Raw genomic sequence first — 21,597 nt, forward strand, 5'->3', positions numbered from 1 at the left:
AAAATGACATACTAATTAATCTCCTTTCGATTTAGGCAATGACAGGCCAACTGCTACTTCATTAGCAGCTACCTCGATCTCTGCATATGCGTCTTCTTCATACATTTGTTCAATAACTTCTTTATACTTTTCTTCTATTTCTTTAAAACGTACCTTTAAGGACGGAGTCATCTCCCCACCCTCCACAGTCCATTCTTTCGTTACAATGATTAGTTTTTTGGGCTGTTCATAGCGTGCGAATTTATGAGTATTGGATTTTACTTCTCTCGTAATCAATTCCTGTACTTTTTTATTCGTAACCAACTCATTGACAGAACCACGAATGCCCTTCCTTTTGCACCAGCTCTTAAGATTTTCATAATTTAGAGTTAATAAGACGATTACATACTTCTGATTTTGTCCAACCAAAACGGCATTTTCTATATAAATACTTTGGTGAAGTGCATTTTCCACAGGCTGTGGAGCCACATTTATCCCCGAAGTAAGTACTATAATCCGCTTCTTTCGATCCACAATTCTTAAGAAGCCATCTTCATCAAACTCGCCTATATCGCCAGTCTTGAACCACCCATTTTCAAAGTGTTCCTTGGTAGCCTCTTCATCATGATAGTAACCTTTCATGATACTTGGGCCTTTAACAAGTACCTCACCATCATCTGAGATATGGACGTCCAGGTTCGGCAATGGTTTTCCTACTGTTCCAACTTTGGTTCTGGAAAACGGATTTACGCAGATAACGGGGGAGGTTTCTGTCAGGCCATATCCTTCAAGGACCGGAAGATCAACACTCCAGAAAAACTTCCCGATTTCTGGATTTAAAGCTCCTCCGCCTGATATAAAGCCTCTGATTCTTCCACCCAATTGTTTTTTTACTTTTTGGTAGACAAGTTTATCAGCTATTTTCCACTTTCTCCTAAACTCTTTCGGTAGTTCACTTTTACGAACCATTACATCTGTAGCACTGGATAAATAATATTTATATCTTGTATTTCCGACTTTAAGTGCCCAGTCAAAAATTTTTCTGCGAATAGGGGTACCGGATTCGACCATCTTTTGAGCCTGGGCATATACTTTTTCAAATAACAATGGGACACTGACTAGGATGGTAGGTTGTACTTCTAGAAGGTTTTGTTGTACGGTATCAATATTTTCTGCATAAGCAATTGTTGCACCAACTGACAAAGGAAAAAATTGACCTGCCATACGTTCAAATATGTGGGATAGTGGTAAGTGGGATAACATGATGTCGTCAGGCCGGGCTTCCAACACCCAAAATTGAACGCCTTCAACATTTGATAAAATATTTCCATGCGTTAACATTGCACCTTTTGGATAACCAGTTGTTCCCGAGGTATGAATAATCGTTGCTAAATCATCTCTTGTTATTGCCTGGAACTCATCTTCCCAGTTAAATAAAGGATGTTTTTCACCTGCTGACATTAATTGTTCCATTGTCAGCATATCTTCTTTCTTTTCTGCTAAGGAATCACCGGGATAAAAGATAATCAGTTTATCGAGAGTAGAATTAGCAAGAATCTTTTGCAGTTGCTTTTGATTTTCTACAAAAAGAAACTTACAGTCTGCATTACTGAGAATGTAAGAAATCTGATCAGATGGTAAAGTTGAATGGATTGGCACACTGACTGCACCCAAACTCATAATCGCTATATCGCTTATAGCCCAGTAAGGATTATTATCAGATAATATGGCTACATGATCACCAAAGCCAACCCCATAATGTGCCAGTCCGGCAGCCGTTTGTGAAACCTGTATCCAAAAATCCCTGTATGTGATCCCCTTATATTCACCTGCTACTTTAACCAAAAAACCATTCTTTTGTGAATTTTTTTCGGCTGTTCTCCAAACCATCTCTACCAAATTTGCAGGTTTCATAAAACACCTCCCTTAGGCCTACACGTCGCAGGGTCACGAAGACGTTGCCACACGATGTGGCGTTTTTAGTCTTTGGTCCACCTTACATGGTCTCCGTTTTTAGCGAGATCTAGCTTCCGTGGCTAAAAGCTCGGACATAAGCATAGCCTCTGCGGGGAAAGTTCATCCCCTACGAGCCTCTGTCTTATGCTCCTCGCTTTTGAGCAAGCCACTCCAGCCTTTCTTGAGATCTAGCTTCGGCTCCTAGCTCCTCGATTCATAAGTGTAGCCACTGCTGGAGGGAGAACACCTCCCTACGTGACTCCTCTTATGCTTGTCGGAGCTGAACAGTCGCCGCAGCCTTTCTTATAAATATTCCTTTACGTTATATTGTTTCAGTATTCCTTCTAGTTTGATTGCTTTTCCGATGTCGCCTTTGATTTTTAGTTTGCCGGACATGAAGGCTACGGTTCCGTTTAGTTTGCCGAGAAGGAATTGGCGGAAGTTTTCGACAGACATGGTGAGTGTACAATCCGCTGGTGTTTCTTCTCCTTCGACTACCTCTGCCTGACCATCGTGTATATTAAGCTGATAGATTCCTTCTTCGGAACCGGTGATTGTGAATTGATAGCGTGTCGTAATTCCTTGAATTGGCTGAGGATCGTTTTTAAGTGCTTCCTCAATTTTTTCAAAAGACTCTCTTAATGTATAATCTTCAATTGCTTTTCCCATTTTAAAATTCCTCCCTTTATTATTAAAGGATTTTTTTGATTTTTCAGTTTTATTTAGATGCAGCATTTTTGTCCTGTCGTTTCACCACCTCCCGAACGTATTTATAAAATCATTACACACGAAGACCATATGGTTCATACAGATGACGCGCAATAATTAATTGCTGAATTTGATTAGTCCCTTCAAAAATGTCATAAATTTTTGCGTCACGATATAATTTCTCGACTAGATGTCCCTCAAGACCATATGGACCGAGTATTTCCTGACAGGCTGAAGTAACCTCCAAAGCAATCTTTCCACCATAGGCCTTACACATGGCTGCTTCTTTTGCATTCGCTTTTCCCAAATCTGCTTTCCAGGCAGCTTCCCAGGTTAACAGACGAGCTCCCTGAATTTTTTGCTGCATCTCTGAGAAGAGTCTCAGGGCTTGATGATAATGATTGCCGTGCTGAGGATATTCTCTTTTTACAAAATCCAATGTATATTCATAGGACGCTCTTGCAATTCCGGTAGCCATGGCTGCTATTATGGGTCTTGTGTTGTCGAATGTTTTCATAGCAACCCTGAAGCCACCTGATCCATTCGCTTTATTGACATAGGCCTCTTCTCCACCTAAAAGGTTTTCATCCGGAACAAAGCAATCCTCAAACACAAGTTCTGCTGTTTCAGAAGCACGAAGACCCATTTTTTCCGCCAATCTCGAGCATGAGAAGCCGGGTGTACCTTTTTCTATAACAAATGCCCGGTGACCAGCCCTACCTAAATTGCGGTCTACCGTAGCAAATACAACAACCCAGGAAGCTCTTTTGCCATTTGTAATAAATATCTTCTGCCCGTTTATCACATAACCGCCGTCCACTTTAACAGCTGTCGTCTGTAAACCGGATACATCAGAACCTGCCTCTGGTTCAGTCAAAGCATATGCTCCCCACTTCGGTTTCTCATCTCTGGAGAAAATGGATAAAAAACGTTCCTTTTGTTCCGGTGTGCCGCTATGCTGAACAGGCGGACCTCCAAGCCCTGGCCCGGGTAGCGTCAAGGCAATCGCGCAATCTCCCCAGCCTAATTCCTCAGAGGCAATGACTCCCAATCGATTTCCTTGGCGCTCCTTCGCTTTTTTAAAATCTTTTTTCTTTTTATCATCATTGGACTCTCCAAAAGAAGACATGCTTAAAGAAATTCCGAGTAGATTTACTTTATCCAGCCAATCATCCGGTACTTTCTTTAATTGATCGGCAATCATGGATACCGGTCGCATTTCATTTTCAGCAAACCAATGGACCACTTCCTTAACTTGACTTTGATGTGGCGTCAACTCGTATGTGATCATTACTCATCCCCCTCTCCTTACCATACATGATCCAGTTTCCTGCCCTGATTTCTAAATCGCCCTCTTGTTCAAACCAACCGACTTGTGCCTGAGCGTCCCTCATCCACTTCTCAACAGGATGGTCCTGAACATATCCATGCCCACCAAGGAGCTGTACAGCTGAATCTGTTACATATCGAAGCGATTGATGGGCTTTTTTAAGTGCCTGGATACTGTGGAAAACAGCATCAGTTTCACCTTCATCAATTTGTTTTGCCGCATATAAAACAAGATGCCTTGCTGCACCCGTCTGGATAGCCATTTGTGCAAGGTTAAAAGAAACACCCTGGAATTTTGCGATTTCTACCCCAAACGCTTTTCTCTGGGAGGTATATTTAACTGTGTAATCAAGCGCAGCTGCCATAACACCAATTTCTTTGGCAGCCTCTAATGTTCGTACACGGCTCATTGCTTCATTCATCCAAGTTTCAGCATCTATTCCACTAGCCAAAATATTATTATTGGAAACGCTTACTTCATTAAGCTGAATTCTCGAAAAGCCAGCACTCAATAGCCCCAAACGATAATCACCGTCAAGCACTTTCCAAGAATGGTTATTTTCTTGATCTATCCAGAGCAATACCGCTTCACCATTAGTGGCAGTTCCTGCAATTAATAGATATTCAGCCTTTCTGACATTTTTCAGCGGACTCGTTTCTCCATCAACGATGTATCCATTGTCTATTTTTTTTATTTGGAGTTTATGTTGATTTGGATAAAGAAAGGCGACTGTTGGGCAAATTCCCGTTCCACATTGAGTTTGGTAAAAAGAAAATGCATTATGATCCTCTTTTAGTCGAATAAACGATGCTCCCTCCCCGGCTCCTGGAAGCCCCTGAATAGTATCAAGGTCACCATAAGCAAGCGCCTCAACAATCTGTACCTGGGAAACGAGCGGCAATTCCAGGCCACCGAATGATTCAGGCAGTTCCAGATTTAATAATCCAAGGTCACTCAACTTTCTGACCACGTCCTCACTTACCCCCTGATTCTTTTCCGTTTGCCTGGCATAGGGACGAATCTTTTGAATCGCAAAATCCTTAGCTACATCAACAAATGCCTTTTCTTCCTCACTTGGTAAAAAAGAAACCAACTTTCTCCCTCCTTCATATCAATAGTTTATTAATTTGAGAGACTGCTAAATGAACGCATGACCAATCGGTTTAATAATCTAGCAAGATATTCTACATCTGTCTTTTGGTGATTTGGTTCCCGGAATTTTTGAATGACGACCTCATTGATTGCTCCAACCATTGCCTGAGAGATGATCCTAACTTCCTGTTCATTCACATTCTCCGGAAACTCCCGATAGGCAAAAACAAAGATGAGATCTGCGAAACTTTTAAGTGCTTCTCGTCTGACCAGTTCTACTTCGAATGAAACTCCGACTGATTCGAGTAAAATAAAATTGGCAACAGCCTTATTGGAAAAGCAAATTTCCAAATAGCGAAAAATTCCGGCATATGCTTTATAACCAATTCGTGGTTCCCGTAAAGCCGCAAGCTTAATCTCTTCTGCAACTTCTCCAATCAAACTTTCACAAAGCGCAACAATCAAAGTCTCTTTATTGCCGAATTGTTGGTAGAACGTTGTTTTCGAGACATGTGCATACTCAACTATGTCCAGAACTGATGTATTCTTGTAACCTCTTGTAGTGAATAATTGGAGGGCTGCATATAGCATTTTATCTCTTGCTTCGGTCGGCAGGTCATTTACATATAACATTCTTATCATTCCAATCCCATGTGTGAGTACGAATACGTATTGGTATCATCATACCTACTCAAAAGGGAAATTTCAACAAAATTGTTAGAAAATTTAATTTATTTTCTTCGACAAAAAAAGAGCCTCCCAAAGTAAAATGGGCACGGCTCTTAAATGAAAATGTTTATTTAAATATTTCAGGATAGATTTCTTCAGCTATCAATTGCAAGCCTTCTGTTAAACGTGGTCCCGGTCTTGACACTGTGTCATTATCTACATCATAAACCTGCTTATTTTGAACGGCAGGTACCTCGGACCAAGCTTTTCTTCCATATACCTTTTCTTCTGGATTTTCAATATAATAGCCATATGTAGTAAGAATAACATCAGGATTGCGATCAATGACTTGTTCTTCATTCATTGTTACCCAACCCTCTTGATCAGCGGCAATATTCTCTGCCTGAATGATATCAAGCATTTCGTCTATATAGGTTCCGTTAGCCGCTGTATATAAATCCGGTGAGGAAGATACTTCAATCCAAACCTTCTTCTTATCTTTTATAGCACTTGCTTTCTCTTTAATTTCTGCTACTTCTTTTTTCATATCCGAAATAATTTCATCAGCTTTGTCTGATGTTCCGGTTGCTTTAGCAATCAATTCAATTGTTCCATATGCACCATCAAACGAATTGGCGTCAGGTACGATAATAACATCAATACCAGCTGTCTGGAATTGTTTAATGGTATCCTTAGCATTATTAAAATGACTGGCAGAAAGCAATAAAAGATCCGGATTTAATTCCAACACTTTTTCAATATTGATTTCTAACCCGCCGACCTTAGGTTTGTCAGCAGCTTCTGTAGGAAAATTACAATAATCTGATACACCAATGATTTTCTCTCCAAGACCTAGTGCATAGGCCGTTTCAGTATTGCTTGGCAGCAAGGATACGATCGTGTCCGGCTTTTCCTCAATCTTGATGCTTTCTCCGGATCCATCCCTTACCTCAACAGGAAAGGCTGTGGACGTTGATTCAGAAACCTCTTTCTTCTGGTTTGAGTCATCTTCAGTTGACGAACACCCAAACATTAACATAGATAGCGTAAGCATTAGCATAAATAAAAATAAATAGTTTTGCTTTTTTAGCATAGTTATTCCCCTTTCCAACATAATAAAAAAGCCTTAGCTCGAAAAAAGCTAAGGCGAAAATCCACATTAAAATAACAGGATTGGACGCCTACTTTTCCCTCCGAAAAATAGTACATACAAAAGAAAGAGCAGGTCTCCTGGCTGACGCATCAATTTACTCTGATTTACCTTCCCATGCTCTAAACAAAGAGCCGGTGGTTTACAAATCATTTCATCCGCGTATACAGTAGCGGGGGCTGCACCGGATTTGCACCGGTTTCCCTATTATCCTAATAAATAAGGCACTCTTACACTATTCAATATTTATATTTTTTATATAATCAGCTATCTTCATTCTTCTTCATATTCAACATCAGTATGTTCCCTGCAAAATTGTAAAACCATCGATAATTCATCTTCCTCAAGCTCAAAATCCAAAATACTTTGTGTTTCACTTTCTATAAACTCATATTTTGAAATTTGGTCCTGATTTTCATCCATTACATATATAACACGCAACAGAAGACCCTTATCGGTATATAGTTCATCTTCCTCGGGAACGGAAATCTCCAGTACATATTCGAACCTTTCTCCAGAAAGGATACCAAACGGGTCTTCCAGTTTCTCAACTGTATAACTTTGTATCTCGATCATCTTTATCAACCTTTCTAAAATGCTTATGTCTATTATACATGTTCAATCTCTTTATTAAACATTTTACCCAATTATTCAACTCCGTTTAGGAATATTTTTTAACAAGAATCAAAAACTATATTAAAATCACTTAATCCATAGGAGTTTATTATGCGTACTCTATCTGTTCTCACATTGCTCATTATCCAGCTTCTTATTCCGTCTGAAACATTTGCAAAGACAGCCTACCTCAGTTTTGATGATGGTCCCTCAAACATCACACAGGAAATCCTCGATATCCTCAAAGTTCAGGATGTTAAGGCAACCTTTTTTGTAACGGGAACAGCCAGCCCGGGACATATGTATTTATATAAAGATATCGTAAAAAATGGACACGCTCTTGGACTGCATTCCTATTCTCATAATTATTCCAAAATCTATCGATCCAAGGATACTTTTTTTAAAGACATTACTCAACTGGAAGAATTTTTGGAAAGGGAAGTAGGCGTAAGCCCGAAAATCCTACGATTCCCCGGCGGCTCCAATAACTATGTCGCAAAACAATATGCCGGGACTGATTTAATGGATCAATTAAAGACTGAGGTAATAAAAAGAGGATATAAATATTATGATTGGAACTGCGATGCTAACGATGGATTAAATCCTCCAATTCCAGAAAAAAAATTACTTAAATTAATTATGCAAGGGGTAGGTGAAAAAGAAAATCTCTATATCCTCCTGCATGATTTTAACGGCAATACAACAATCGTGGATGGGCTTCCGGAAATCATTCGCCGTCTGAAACATAAGGGATACACCTTTAAAATAATGGATGAGTCCACACCAACTTTTGAATTTTAAAAATGATAAATACTCCTATCAGTTCAAATCGCAAATGCTGTCCATTATTCTGTAACGCTTCTTTTCTAACCTGAAATAAGGTTTACATTATAAAACAAACGCCCTTTCAGGTAGGGGCGTTTTGTTTTTTATTATTCGACTACAAGGTAATTGCCATGTTCCATATTGATTACGTATTCTGGCTTTGGGGGCTTACCTCCGTGCTCCTTGATTTTCGCTTTATGGCCAGCGATATGCTCAGGGCTCTTTTCCCATGCTTTCCATGCTTCCTCTGATTCCCAGCGGATAATCATGACAACTTCTTCTTCCCCACGCGTTGTTTTTTTCACTAATAACTCCCGACTTATAAAGCCTTCACGCTGCTCAATTAACGACGGACCTTGATCTGGCTTCTTTTTGAAGCGTTCCAATATCTTGTCTGAATTTCCCTCTGTCACTATCCACTTACGGATTTGAACAAACATACATAATCGCCCCTTATTAAAGGAGCATGCCCCACTTGAGACATGCTCCTTGTTATGAAGATTATTTTAATTCATTTAAGATTTCATCTAATTTTTCTGCTTCAGTCGTTACACCGTTACTTGAGAAGTACCAGTTAACACCGTCTAAGTAGACAATTTTGCCTTCTTTGTAAGCACTGGTTTTTTTGATAATATCATTTTCAATATCTTTTTTAATTGTTTCTACATCAGAAGCAGTACGGTCGATAATTAACAATACTTCTGGATCAACAGAAAGGATTGACTCATAAGAGAAATCAGAACCGTGGGAAGATGCTTCGATATCAGTTGTTGCTGGCTTGAAGCCAAAGTCATTATATACATATGCGAAACGTGAATCTTCACCATTGTCGAAACCGGAGATTTTCTTGTCATTGTACATCGCTACCAATGCATTTTCATAACCAGCAGCTTTTTCTTTTACTGCATCAACTTTTTCTTGTAATGAAGCTTTCAATTCTTTGCCTTTTTCTTCTTTATCAAAGATTTGAGCTGCTAAATCAACTGTTTCATATACAGCCTCTATGTAATTATCATTGTCAGAACCAATGAAAATAACGTTAGGTGTGATTTCTTTTAATTGTTCATAAAATGGTGTTTGACGACCAGAGATGAAAATAACATCCGGCTCAGCAGCTGCTACTGCTTCAAAATCGATTTGCTTTAGTGTACCAACATCGGCAACACCCTCAGCAACATATTTTTCTTTTAAATGCGCTGGCATATTTCCTTTACCGCCACCAGCAGCTACGCCTACGATTCCTTCAACACCTAATGCATCAAGTGTATCTAAAAAGCCATAATCCAGAGCAATAATGCGTTCTGGCATTTTATCTAATTTTACTTCTTCAAATGTAGTTGTCGTACCCTTTTCTTCATCTTCACGTGATTCTGTTAAGGAAGATACTGTCATTGGAAATTTAGAACTTTCGACAGTTTCTTTTTCTTCTGTTGGTTTTGTCTCAGAAGACTCCCCTGTTGTTGACTCGTCACCTGAGTTACAAGCTGTCAACATTAATGTTAACGCTGCCAAAGCAGTTAAAGTTTTCCATTTCTTCATCCTTTGTTCTCCTCCTAAAATACGCCGTTGGTAATTGAAAACGATTATCATTTTCAATCGACATTATCATTCTAAATGAGAATCACAAAATATGTCAACTCTTTTGAAGTGTTTGATAAATAATTTTATTTTTCCTATCTGACCTAACGAGAATTAGACATGGATGATTTCGTATCATTCTCGAGATATTCTCTCCTTGAAAAGTTAAATATCAGTTAGAAATGTGCTCAGCAAAAGAAATACTATAAAAAAAGACTCCAAAATAACAGCTATTTTGGAGTCTTCGCGAAAACTTAAGTATACGACCCTTAACTTGAACAAGATTTTGCTGCTGTCAATTGTTCCAAAAATATAAGGCCAGAATCTATTTTAGAATCTAATGTGAATTAAAGTATACACATATACGACATCCATCTTGCTCTTGTACAGGAATATGCATGTCATATACATCACGCAAGGATTCTGAGTTAATAATCTCATGCGCTGGACCGTCCTTTATCAGACGCCCATCCTTTAACGCCACTATGCGATCAGAGTATACAGAAGCAAAGTTGATATCATGCAAGACAATTACAACCGTTTTCCCTAACTCATCTACCAGCTTGCGCAGTATTTTCATAATTTGCACAGAGTGTTTCATATCCAGATTGTTTAATGGCTCATCTAATAAAATATAATCCGTATCTTGTGCAATAACCATTGAAATAAAGGCACGTTGTTTTTGACCGCCTGATAACTCATCCAACAGCTTATCCTGCATATCTGTTAAATTTAAATACTCCAGTGCTTGGTCTACAATTCGTTCATCATCTGCATTCAGCCGCCCTTTTGAATATGGATAGCGTCCAAAAGAAACAAGCTCGCGTACGGTTAAACGAATATTCAAGTGATTGGTCTGCCTTAAAATAGCCACCCGCTTTGCAAAAGCATCTGATTTCATTTTCTTAACGTCAGTTTGATCTAAAAATACTTCACCTGTATCAGCATCTAAGAGACGGCTCACCATTGATAATAACGTTGATTTACCAGCGCCATTTGGACCAATAAAAGAAGTGATAGCTCTTGGTTGGATTTGCAATGTTACATTTTCAATAACAGATTTTTTCCCAAAGCTTTTAGAAAGCCCTTTAATATCAATCATCCTGCTTTCCTACTTTCCCTTAGTAATAAGTAAATAAAGTAAATCCCACCGACAAAGTTAATAACGACACTAATCGTTGTATTCAAATGGAAAACATGCTGAACAAGAAATTGTCCTCCGACAAGCGCAATAATACTGATCAAGCTTGCCCCAATGATTAATATCGAATGCTTATATGTAGCCAAATATTGATAGGCTAAATTCGCCACAATTAATCCTAAAAATGTTACAGGTCCAACCAGTGCGGTAGAAGTAGCGATTAAAACAGACGATAGAATCAGCACTTTCAGCACGATTTTATCATAGGCGACACCAAGATTAATCGCGTTATCTCGACCTAGTGATACAACATCTAAATCACGTAATAACCGATAGCCATATATAAAGGCGGTACATAAAATAACAATAGCAATGCTCAGTAATTCCGTCTTCACGTTCATAAAGCTGGCAAACAAGCGAGCTTGCAAACTTTCATATTCCACAGGATCAATTAGAACTTGCATGAACGTTACCAGACTTCCGAGTAATGTTCCAAGTATCATACCTGCTAATAATAGAAGAAAAATTGGATATTTATCTGCCCTGAATAAAAAACGATACAAAATCAATGCGAATACTACCATCGCAATGATTGCTACACTAAAGTTTAAGTAACGGCTTACAACGAAGATTGAAGCCGACCCTGCCGTAAAATAAATGACAGTTTGAACGACTTCATACATCGAGTCGATCCCCATAACAGATGGTGTTAATAAACGGTTATGTGTAATGGTTTGGAATATAACACTTGCATACGCAATTGCCGTTCCGGTAATAACCATAGCAACTATGCGCTCAATACGCTTTGGAAAGGCGTAACTAAAACCGCCCTGAATATTATAGAAAGCAAATAAAGCCATACATCCAATTGCAATAACAGCTAAAATAATTAGCTTTACACTATTTTTTCGCATATGCTTTCCCCCTAAACAACATAATTAAGAAGATCGCACTGCCAATTACTGCAACTGTAGTATTTACAGGTATCTCATATGGATGGACAATCAATCGGCTTAGAATATCACATGCCAATAAGAATGCCGCCCCCATGAATATTGTATGAGGGATTGTTTTACGTAAATTATCGCCCAGATAAAGGGAAACCAGATTTGGTACAATCAACCCTAAAAACGGAATAATCCCTACCGTTAAAATGACTGTTGTAGAAATTACCGCTACGATAACTAGACCAATGTTTAACACTGTACGATAACTTAAACCCAGGTTTTTCGCAAAATCCTCACCCATACCAGCTACTGTGAATTTATTTGCATATAGATAAGCAATGATAATTGCTGGAACCGCTACATACAACAGTTCATAGCGTCCTGAAACGATCAAGGTAAAACTCCCCAAGAAAAACGTATCTACATTTTGCAGAACATCCGCTTCATATCCAATGAATGTTGAAATCGCCCCGATGATATTACCGTACATAATTCCGATAAGAGGGACGAATATGACATCTTTGAATTTAATGCGCTCAAGTAAATTCATAAAAATAAATGTACCAATTAATGCGAATGCAAAACTAAATAGTATTTGCCCCATATAGGACATATTAGTAAAAAACACCATAGAGACAATGACACCTAGTTTTGCTGCATCTAGCGTACCAGCCGTTGTCGGTGATACAAACTTGTTTCGGCTTAAGCTTTGCATAATTAAGCCCGCAATTCCCATTCCTGCACCAGCTAAAATAATGGCCATTAACCGTGGTAATCGACTCATCAAGAAGATTTGCGTCTTGTCTGAATCTAAATCTAGTAAATCACTCGGTTTAATATCAATAGCCCCTATAAATAGCGAAATAAAGGATAGGATAATAGTTACTAATACTAACATCCATAGTCTCATTGCAATCCCCGTCAAATTAGTTTCTCAACAACATTACTGATAATGATAATCATTATTGAGTCGTCTTTAATTATAGTCAATGAAAATAGTAAAATCAACATCTAGTGATAATCATTACCAATGATAAAATGAAAATTCAGGAAAATTGTAACGATTTTAAGCACCTGTAAAATTGCTTCTAAAATAATATTCCTTTAACCCAACGATCGCTGAAAGGTTTCATCAACTTAGGCTTTTGTAATAAAAACTCAAAAAAGGCATTCCTACTAAGTTACAGGTGAAATCCATTTAAACTCCTACTTAAGAATCATTTTTATACAATCTTCCTTTAATTCGTAGTAATCTTATAAGGTTTATTGTAATATACATCTATCCAAACAACGGAGGGATCTCATCATGATACAAATTATTAGTTATGGCCTTATCGTCGGACTTCTCTTAGGCTTTGTCTTACAAAGAGGACGTTTTTGTGTTGTCGGAGCATACCGTGACCTGCTTCTCGCTAGGGATGGACGCATGTTTCTCGCAACCATGATCGTTATTGCCATTCAGGCAATTGGTGTATATGCACTTGCAGCTAACGGAATCATCACCATCCAAGCGGATGCATTTCCGTGGTTAGGAACGATTGTTGGCGGATTTATCTTCGGAATTGGTATGGTTCTAGCCGGAGGATGTGCTACTGGTACTTGGTATCGGGCTGGTGAAGGGTTAATTGGGAGCTGGATTGCATTAGGCGGCTATGCACTTGGTGCCGCAATGACTAAGTTTGGGATATTAAGCGCTGTGGGCGGAAATGTACTATCCTATAGAACCAGCGATACGTATATCCATGAAACTTTCAACCTATCTCCATGGGTACTTGTCATTGCTTTTGCATTACTTATTGGATTTTTCGTATACCGTAACTTAAAACAGCCTAAGCTGCCATCCTTTAAAATGAAACAACAGAAAACAGGGATTGCCCATATTTTATTTGAGAAACGCTGGCATCCATTCATCACGGCGCTGCTCGTTGGCCTCATCGCTATTCTTGCATGGCCTTTAAGTGAAGCAACAGGGCGAATGGCCGGTCTTGGGATCACAACTCCAACCGCACAGTTGTTAACATTCTTTGTTAATGGTGATACATCCCTATTAAACTGGGGAGTTTTCCTTGTACTTGGTATTGGCCTTGGATCCTATATTGCCGCTCGCGGCAGCAATGAATTCAAATGGCGCCTTCCGGATAAAAGAACACTTGCATACAATGCTAGCGGTGGACTTATCATGGGCTTTGGTGCATCGCTTGCAGGCGGATGTACCATCGGAAATGGGCTTGTAAATACTGCTCTGTTTACTTGGCAAGGCTGGGTTGCTGTTGTCTTCTTCTTATTAGGAACATGGACGGCTACTTACTTTACAATTATCCGAAAACAAAAAAAACAAAAAGCAGGTACCGGTAATACAGCGGTGGCCTAATTTAATAGGAGGGTATACATTATGGCAAAAGTACTCGAGACAAACGGAATGGTTTGCCCCTTCCCACTAGAAGAGGCGAAAGTGGCAATGGTAGAAATGGCTGTTGGCGAAGAATTAATCATCAATTTTGATTGCACCCAAGGAACAGAAAGCATTCCGCGCTGGGCCGCAAAAGAAGGTCATGAGATTACTAATTTTGAACAAACAGGCAGTGCCGAATGGCAAATCGTCTTGAAAAAAGGCCAATAAATTAAACAAGGGGCAGTCGCATAAATATATTAGCGACTGCCCCCTTGTTAATTCCCCCACAAAGTCTCTCCTATTAGTAATGCCTTCAATTGTTCTTTCTGCAACTGTCTCCTGCTCCACTCATCCAACAATCGCTCTAATGCTTCTGGTCCTGTATCATCAGCCAATCGATAGGCACCGTAATGCATAGGGATAAAATAGTCCCCCTTCAATTCTAAAAATGCTTTGATAGCATCTTCAGGATTAATATGAGAGCTTGCCATAAACCATTCAGGCTCATATGCTCCAATTGGCATAAGTACATAATTGATTTGGAACTTCTCCGCTATATCTTTAAATCCTCTGAAATAACCTGTGTCTCCAACAAAATAGACCTTTTCAGATGTATTGACTTTTTCAATCACCCATCCTCCCCAGTGGGAAGTATTCATATCAAAAGCCCCTCGTCTTGTCCAATGCTGCGCAGGAACAAAATGAAAAGATACATCTCCATGTACGAATGTCTCCCACCAGTTTGCTTCATGAACTTTCCCATACCCTCTTTTTAAGAAAGCTTTTCCCAGACCAATGGGTACATAATAAACCGGGTCACCCTTCAATTTTTGGATGGTCGGGAAATCCAGATGATCATAATGTCCATGAGAAATTAAAACGGCATCGATTGATGGTAGGTCATCTATCTTCAAACCCGGTTCTGTCAGTCGGGTTTGAACACCCATCCGCCTCGCCCAAACTGGGTCAGTCAAAATATTTATCCCTGCCATTTGAATTAAAAAGGTTGAATGGCCAATCCAGGTTATAGAAGTTCGGGATTGATTTCTTTTTAGCTCCTCAATCTGCGGGTTATCAACACGGCTAATTTGAGTTTTTAAATCCTTTTGTTTTCTCCGCCGTTCTTTATTCCACCGATACATATCCAGAAATGTATGATCATTCCCTACGCGATCAAGATTTTCAAATTTTTTCATCATATAGATACAATCCCTCACTCTTCTTTATAAACCCAGTGAAATGTATTTAATCTCTAAATATTCATCTATTCCATAATGGCTTCCTTCTCTGCCCAGTCCACTCTCTTTAAATCCTCCAAAAGGTGCCTGCGCTGTTGAAGGCAACCCATCATTAACTCCAACAATCCCATATTCCAGGTTTTCAGCTATCCAAACAGCCTCCCGAATATTATCCGAGAAAACATAAGCAGCCAATCCAAATGGTGTATGATTTGCACGTTCTACCGCTTCTTCAACTTGATCAAACACTGAAATTGGAGCAATTGGGCCAAAGGTTTCTTCTTTCATACACAGCATATCATCAGTCGCACCCGAGATAATTGCAGGAGTTATAAAATGTCCCGGCATGTTTTTCGGAACATATCCACCTGTAAGAATGGTTGCGCCCTTTTCTTTCGCATCATCGAGGTGTGACATAACCTTTTTTACAGCTTCCTCATTTATGAGCGGGCCAATATTATTTCCCTTTATCAATCCATTGCCTACCTTTAATTGTTTGACTTTTTCCGTGTATAGATTAGTAAATTCATCCATAATTGATTGTTGGACAAATATCCGGTTGGCGCATACACACGTCTGACCCGCATTACGGAATTTGGAATCGATTGCTCCCTGAACTGCTTTTTCAATATCAGCATGCTTTGTTACAATAAAAGGCGCAAGTCCTCCTAGTTCGAGAGAAATCTTCTTCACCGTATCTGCAGCATCTTTCATTAAAATCTTCCCTACTTCAGTCGAACCGGTGAATGTAATTTTGCGGACTCTTGAATCCTTCTGCCAAACAGACACGATACGCTTTGCATCACCTGTAACAATATTAATGACTCCGGCAGGGATATCAGCTTTTTCAGCCAACTCAATCAATTTCAAGGCTGTGAATGGTGTTTCTTCAGATGGCTTCAGAACAACCGTACATCCTGCTGCCAATGCCGGTGCCACTTTTCTCGTAATCATGGCAGCCGGAAAATTCCAAGGTGTAATCGCTGCTATCACCCCGACAGGCTGTTTTTGAACGAATATCCGTTTATTAGGTGAAGATGCCGGGATTGTCTCGCCGTATACACGTCTACCCTCTTCAGCAAACCAGGTAATAAAACTGTTGGCGTAGCGTAATTCCCCTTTCGCCTCTTCAAATGGTTTACCCTGCTCAAGCGTCATAATTTCTGCTAATTCATCTATATGTACATCTATTAATCTGGACCATTCCCGGAGTTTTGTACTCCGCTCCTCTGCAGTAAATTTTGACCATGCCACTCCACTCTTATAAGCTGCCTCAACCGCATCCTTTGCATCAGATTCAGATCCATTCGGAACGCTTCCTATCACCTCGCATGTAGCTGGATTATATACATTTATTGTATTTTCACTGTCTCTCCATTCTCCATTAATATACATTTGTTGTGGAAAGCATATACTCTTCATCCCTATATTCCCCTCCCTAAAGTAAAAAAGATACTATTTACTAGTTTCCCATTCTTTTTCATCTAAAAACAATCATTTGTTTCGCCCTTGCGAATTGAATATGAAAATAGAACAAAATCAATAGTAATATCCATATTAATCCATTAAAATGAAAATAAGACAGTTTTTATAATTTTTGGAGGTTGAGAGATTGAAGAATCCCCAACGAAAGAAAAAGAAAAAAAAGCAATCCGTTAATACGCGAACAAATATATTACTTTTTGTTGTCTTTTTACTATTCACAGCCTTAATTTTACGATTAGGATTTTTACAGATTGCTCATGGTGAATCCTTCAAGAAAGAAGTCGAAAGGACAGAGGATATCACCATTAACAAACCTGTACCACGCGGCCTGATTTATGATAAAAATCATAAATTAATAGTTGATAATCAACCTGTCAATGCAATCACCTATACGCGCAGTAAAACAGCAAAAACAAAGGAAATGGTAGAGACAGCCGAGAAACTATCTGAATTAATCGATATTAGTAAAGATGACCTGGAAGATATAAAAGAACGGGACCTCAAGGACTTTTGGATTATTATGAATCCGAAGGTAGCAGGGAAAAAAGTAACAAAAAAAGAGCTTTCTGATAAGAAGGATAAAGAATTATATAAACTTCAGCTCGAGCGTATCACTGAAGAAGAGTTATCTTCATTCACAAAGGCAGAGTTAAAAACTCTCGCTATTTTCCGTAAGTTTAACAGCGGAACATACTTGACTCCACAAATTGTTAAGAATAAGGATGTCACCGATGAAGAAATGGCTCGGGTCACTGAAAATCTGGATGAATTGCCTGGAGTCGATACCTCAGTCGATTGGAATCGTGCATATCCGCTTGACAGTACTTTAAGATCTATCCTTGGCAGAACAACCTCATCTGATGAAGGTCTCCCAAAGGAAAAGGTCGAATATTATTCTTCCCGTGGATACAGTCTTAACGAGCGTGTCGGTGTTTCAAACCTTGAACTTCAATATGAAGATATTTTACATGGCCAAAAAGCTAAGTCAAAAAACAAACTCGATAAAAGCGGAAATATTTTATCCATAGAAGAACTTAGTGATGGTCAACGTGGAAAGGACCTAGTTCTGACAATTGACATAGATTTCCAAAAGAAAGTGGAAACCATTATTGAAGAAGAGTTAAGAGCTAAAAAAGCAGCGTATTATGCACCTTATCTTGATCGAGCATTTGTTGTAGCCATGAATCCTAATACTGGCGAAATATTAGCGTTAGCAGGCAAACAATATGTTTGGGATGACGAAAAAAATAAATATGAAATGAAGGACTTTGCCCAAGGGACTTATACAACTGCATATGCAATGGGGTCGGCAGTCAAAGCAGCCACCGTATTAACCGGTTATCAGGAAGGGGTTCTTAATCCCGGAACCACTCTATATGATGCTCCAATGATCATAAAAGAAACACCTATAAAAAAATCCTATACAAATATGGGGTACGTTTCTGACTTAACTGCCTTACAGCGATCATCCAATGTGTATATGTTTAAAACAGCTATTGCAATTGGTGAAGGCAATTATGTTCCGAACGGACCATTATCTGTAAAACCTGAAGCATTTGATATGATGCGAAATCATTTCTATGAGTTTGGATTGGGTAAACGAACAGGTATCGATCTGCCCGGAGAACAAATTGGCTACAAGGGGACAGAATTGGGTGCCGGTAAACTGATGGACTTGGCGATCGGGCAATATGACACATATACTCCGTTGCAGCTTGCCCAATATATCTCTACCATCGCCAATGGTGGATATCGTATTCAGCCTCGTGTTGTTAAGGAGCTTCGTGAACCAGTACTTGAAAAAGGAAAACTTGGACCAATCTTCCAAGAAATTGAACCTAAATTCCAAAACCAATTGAGTATGAATGAAGATTGGATTAATCGTGTTAAAGAAGGGTTACGGCTTGTTACCCAAACGTCAACAGGAACCGGATACAAAGAAATGGGTAGAGAACCATATAGACCAGCTGGCAAGACAGGTACAGCAGAAGCCTTCTATGATGGACCAAAATGGACACCAGGAACCGAACAACCGGAAACATGGAATATCACATTTGCTGCGTACGCACCACATGATAATCCGGAAATCGCTATAAGTGTTGTAGTACCGTGGGCGTATCAATCAAATGGACATCGTATGAATATGGATATTGGGAAAAAGGTATTTAGAGCCTACTTTGGAACGGAAAAAGAGAAGGAAGCAAATTAAAGAGACAAACCATACAAAAGGAAATAATACAATACATTCTGTTTGAGCCATCGCCCATCTTTTAGACGAATAAGCTCCTTCTTTATATAGACACATATACTATAAGGAACCAGTTCAGAAGGAGTGAATGGAATGCCAAATGAATATGATCAGCAAAATGTAAATTTCCCACATGAAATGAGACAACAAGGCTATTATGGCAGCGGTTATGGACATGGGCAACACGGTCATTATGGTGGTGGTATGGGCCATCATCAACATCATCACGGATATCACGGCGGTATGGGATACCCTCATTATTCAGGCGGAGGATATGGACACCATATGCCTTACCATCCAGGCCATCACCATCATCAACATCACGGATATGGCGGAGGCCACGGATTCCCACATCACGGCTGGCAAGGACAGCAGTGGGGCCAAGGATGGGGTCAAGGACAATCAGGTTACGGAGGCTTTTCATCTCAAGGTCGCGATCCGTATTCCTATGAGGAATTTGCCACAGATCCATCACAATATTCAAACCCATATTACCAATATTAATAGAGTAAAACACACAGGTTTATCCAATCTGTGTGTTTTTTTCGTAAAATTTATCCAGATTAACTTTACGCTTTCAAGGGTAAAAACCTTCAATAAGCTTATTAAGTACTTAGAAAGGAATTTTTCTCATGAAAGAGCTCTCGATAACTGAAAAACAGGTTTCTAGTGCCAACTTCCAATTTGTATTCCCATTTTCGCTTATACGCGGAAAGGAAGATGATTTGGTTGAGAAATTGAAAAAAAATCAGTTTAAATGGTTTAGACTGGATAACCTTGAAAAAGAAGATGATTTCTATGGCAGGTTTGAAATAAATCACGAGAACATGGAAAATTTTTTTCTTCCTTTTACAAATCGAATTATGTTCCCTAAAAAGGAGGATGGAAAAGGATTTCAACGGTATTCGAAAATGTATCAGGTTCCTAGTACATTAAAGACAAAGTATTGCAACACAAGATTTGTAGTTGAATCCATTGATATAACCGTGTGTCCATATCAGTTAGGTTTTTTAACCATACGTATTCACTTGGAAGACCAGGATCAATCATTGGATCTTACTGAAGCTATTCATTTTGCTTCAGAATTTAGAATCATGGAACAAAATCAGCCGACTTCCAAAATAATCTATGAAGATCAGGAGTTCGAACATGTTGAGCGCTTTTTGCTAGACTGTCTCATGCCTGAAATTAAAAAATATATGGATGATAGCACTGAAGATAATGCTTACTTTGAATCCTTCCCATTTTTTGAAAATAATCATTTATACGTCCAGTCCTTGATTGGATTAGTACCTGATGAAAAAATTGAGGATTACGATGTTTACCGATTAGGTAATCTGGATGGGTATTCCCAAAATAAAAAGCCATATATCAGTTGCAATAATCAACAATTTATTGATCAATATATGGAGTCGATCGTTTATACCCGTTGGGCACCGTTTACTTATTACATACCCGATGAACAGGGAATTGCTTGTATAACCAATCGTACAAATGAAGCATTTAATAATATTGCCAGTACTTTTTATGGCGAATACTATTACGGATTAATGCTCACTTTATTTCATAAAATCACCTTGCTTAAGGTGGCAAACGAATACTCACGTGTGAGAATTTCACAGGATACAAAACAAGTGGAAAAATTAATTCATGCGATCAATGCCTTCTCATCCAATTATTATTTTTTTGAACTGGCAACCAACTCGAAGGGCCGTGATATTTTTATCCGGCTAAGAGAAAGGTTTAAGGTAGACGATCTATTCGAGGATACACGTGCAACGCTGCAAAGTTTAAATCAATATCAAGAAAATTTCACATCTAAACAAGGTAATATGCTTTTACAAATTTTAACTCTCTATTCTGTCATAACTGGAATATTCGGAATGAATTTAGTTTCTGAACAGCTTAAAGGGAATATAAATTGGTCCAGTTTATTATCAAGTTATAATCGGCTCGAATACTTAGCATTATTTGTAACATTAACCGGTGTATTTATCTCCATTATCTTAGGACTTAGATTTATTTTTTTATGGATAATAGATAAAAGGGACCGTAAAAAATGGAGAAAGGAAATTGAGTATCCAAATACAAAGTAAATTTTATAACAGATAAACCTCCGTTTACATCAATGTAAACGGAGGTTTTTATATTCCTCCCCCTCTAAACTAAATCAAAAAGATTTAACTCCAGAATTATCCATGAATCAAAGACCTAATTTGCTTACTATTACTTTTGGCTATCTTA

The 21,597-nt window shown here is 38.8% G+C and carries 20 protein-coding genes and 1 riboswitch; of the genes, 6 read left to right on the plus strand and 14 right to left on the minus strand.

The window, feature by feature from the left end:
* Positions 1-15: 15 nt before the first annotated feature.
* From F7984_RS16020 to F7984_RS16050, 7 genes are all read right to left on the minus strand, one after another.
* Positions 16-1,893, minus strand: coding sequence for an AMP-dependent synthetase/ligase (locus F7984_RS16020; protein WP_140461698.1), 1,878 nt, complete (start codon positions 1,891-1,893; stop codon positions 16-18).
* Between the two features lie 345 nt (positions 1,894-2,238).
* A complete protein-coding gene (locus F7984_RS16025) occupies positions 2,239-2,604 on the minus strand; it encodes an SCP2 sterol-binding domain-containing protein (protein ID WP_066106771.1) in 366 nt (121 codons plus the stop codon).
* 112 nt (positions 2,605-2,716) lie between these two features.
* Positions 2,717-3,934 (minus strand): acyl-CoA dehydrogenase family protein, encoded by a 1,218-nt coding sequence (locus F7984_RS16030; RefSeq protein WP_140461699.1) that lies wholly within the window; start codon positions 3,932-3,934, stop codon positions 2,717-2,719.
* A complete protein-coding gene (locus F7984_RS16035; RefSeq protein ID WP_140461700.1) occupies positions 3,894-5,066 on the minus strand; it encodes an acyl-CoA dehydrogenase family protein in 1,173 nt (390 codons plus the stop codon). The genes F7984_RS16030 and F7984_RS16035 overlap by 41 nt, the downstream gene beginning before the upstream one ends.
* 29 nt (positions 5,067-5,095) lie before the next feature.
* Positions 5,096-5,707 (minus strand): TetR/AcrR family transcriptional regulator, encoded by a 612-nt coding sequence (locus F7984_RS16040; protein WP_077248123.1) that lies wholly within the window; start codon positions 5,705-5,707, stop codon positions 5,096-5,098.
* Positions 5,708-5,861: 154 nt separating this feature from the next.
* Positions 5,862-6,827, minus strand: coding sequence for an ABC transporter substrate-binding protein (locus tag F7984_RS16045; protein ID WP_140461701.1), 966 nt, complete (start codon positions 6,825-6,827; stop codon positions 5,862-5,864).
* A 109-nt stretch (positions 6,828-6,936) separates the two neighbouring features.
* Positions 6,937-7,131, minus strand: a riboswitch (cobalamin riboswitch).
* 26 nt (positions 7,132-7,157) lie between these two features.
* Positions 7,158-7,460 carry a DUF6509 family protein gene (locus F7984_RS16050; RefSeq protein WP_139892327.1) on the minus strand — a complete coding sequence of 101 codons (303 nt, stop codon included), beginning with the start codon at positions 7,458-7,460 and terminating at the stop codon, positions 7,158-7,160.
* Between the two features lie 150 nt (positions 7,461-7,610).
* Here F7984_RS16050 and F7984_RS16055 point away from each other — a divergent pair, with 150 nt between their 5' ends.
* Complete coding sequence (locus tag F7984_RS16055; RefSeq protein WP_066106751.1) at positions 7,611-8,300, plus strand: polysaccharide deacetylase family protein; 690 nt, start codon at positions 7,611-7,613, stop codon at positions 8,298-8,300.
* A 131-nt stretch (positions 8,301-8,431) separates the two neighbouring features.
* On the opposite strand, the gene F7984_RS16060 is transcribed toward F7984_RS16055, so the two are convergent.
* From F7984_RS16060 to F7984_RS16080, 5 genes are all read right to left on the minus strand, one after another.
* Entirely contained in the window at positions 8,432-8,764 is a 333-nt protein-coding gene (locus F7984_RS16060) for an antibiotic biosynthesis monooxygenase family protein (protein WP_066106747.1), read from the minus strand.
* A gap of 61 nt (positions 8,765-8,825) precedes the next feature.
* On the minus strand, positions 8,826-9,863 hold the full coding sequence (locus tag F7984_RS16065; protein WP_066106744.1) for a siderophore ABC transporter substrate-binding protein: 1,038 nt from the start codon (positions 9,861-9,863) through the stop codon (positions 8,826-8,828).
* Between the two features lie 376 nt (positions 9,864-10,239).
* Complete coding sequence (locus tag F7984_RS16070; protein WP_066106739.1) at positions 10,240-11,004, minus strand: iron ABC transporter ATP-binding protein; 765 nt, start codon at positions 11,002-11,004, stop codon at positions 10,240-10,242.
* Positions 11,001-11,957: an iron chelate uptake ABC transporter family permease subunit gene (locus F7984_RS16075; RefSeq protein ID WP_140461702.1), complete on the minus strand. Its 957-nt coding sequence runs from the start codon at positions 11,955-11,957 to the stop codon at positions 11,001-11,003. Before F7984_RS16075 ends, F7984_RS16070 begins: the two co-directional genes overlap by 4 nt.
* The gene (locus F7984_RS16080) at positions 11,944-12,900 is read right to left on the minus strand and encodes an ABC transporter permease (RefSeq protein ID WP_066106731.1); all 957 of its coding nucleotides are present in this window, start codon (positions 12,898-12,900) and stop codon (positions 11,944-11,946) included. Before F7984_RS16080 ends, F7984_RS16075 begins: the two co-directional genes overlap by 14 nt.
* A gap of 396 nt (positions 12,901-13,296) precedes the next feature.
* Here F7984_RS16080 and F7984_RS16085 point away from each other — a divergent pair, with 396 nt between their 5' ends.
* Together F7984_RS16085 and F7984_RS16090 are read left to right on the plus strand one after the other, a co-directional pair.
* The gene (locus F7984_RS16085; protein ID WP_139892325.1) at positions 13,297-14,361 is read left to right on the plus strand and encodes a YeeE/YedE family protein; all 1,065 of its coding nucleotides are present in this window, start codon (positions 13,297-13,299) and stop codon (positions 14,359-14,361) included.
* A 21-nt stretch (positions 14,362-14,382) separates the two neighbouring features.
* Entirely contained in the window at positions 14,383-14,610 is a 228-nt protein-coding gene (locus F7984_RS16090) for a sulfurtransferase TusA family protein (RefSeq protein WP_139892323.1), read from the plus strand.
* A gap of 47 nt (positions 14,611-14,657) precedes the next feature.
* Here F7984_RS16090 and F7984_RS16095 read toward each other — a convergent pair whose 3' ends face one another.
* On the minus strand, positions 14,658-15,581 hold the full coding sequence (locus tag F7984_RS16095) for an MBL fold metallo-hydrolase (RefSeq protein ID WP_373925484.1): 924 nt from the start codon (positions 15,579-15,581) through the stop codon (positions 14,658-14,660).
* A 24-nt stretch (positions 15,582-15,605) separates the two neighbouring features.
* The gene (locus F7984_RS16100; RefSeq protein WP_140461703.1) at positions 15,606-17,042 is read right to left on the minus strand and encodes an NAD-dependent succinate-semialdehyde dehydrogenase; all 1,437 of its coding nucleotides are present in this window, start codon (positions 17,040-17,042) and stop codon (positions 15,606-15,608) included.
* A 190-nt stretch (positions 17,043-17,232) separates the two neighbouring features.
* On the opposite strand from F7984_RS16100, the gene F7984_RS16105 reads away from it, so the two are divergent.
* From F7984_RS16105 to F7984_RS16115, 3 genes are all read left to right on the plus strand, one after another.
* On the plus strand, positions 17,233-19,314 hold the full coding sequence (locus tag F7984_RS16105; RefSeq protein WP_225983623.1) for a penicillin-binding transpeptidase domain-containing protein: 2,082 nt from the start codon (positions 17,233-17,235) through the stop codon (positions 19,312-19,314).
* 132 nt (positions 19,315-19,446) lie between these two features.
* Entirely contained in the window at positions 19,447-19,857 is a 411-nt protein-coding gene (locus tag F7984_RS16110; RefSeq protein ID WP_140461705.1) for a hypothetical protein, read from the plus strand.
* A 128-nt stretch (positions 19,858-19,985) separates the two neighbouring features.
* Positions 19,986-21,449 (plus strand): hypothetical protein, encoded by a 1,464-nt coding sequence (locus F7984_RS16115; RefSeq protein ID WP_140461706.1) that lies wholly within the window; start codon positions 19,986-19,988, stop codon positions 21,447-21,449.
* Positions 21,450-21,597 lie beyond the last annotated feature (148 nt).

It is taken from the genome of Pradoshia sp. D12 (assembly GCF_008935075.1).
GTDB lineage: Bacteria > Bacillota > Bacilli > Bacillales > Pradoshiaceae > Pradoshia.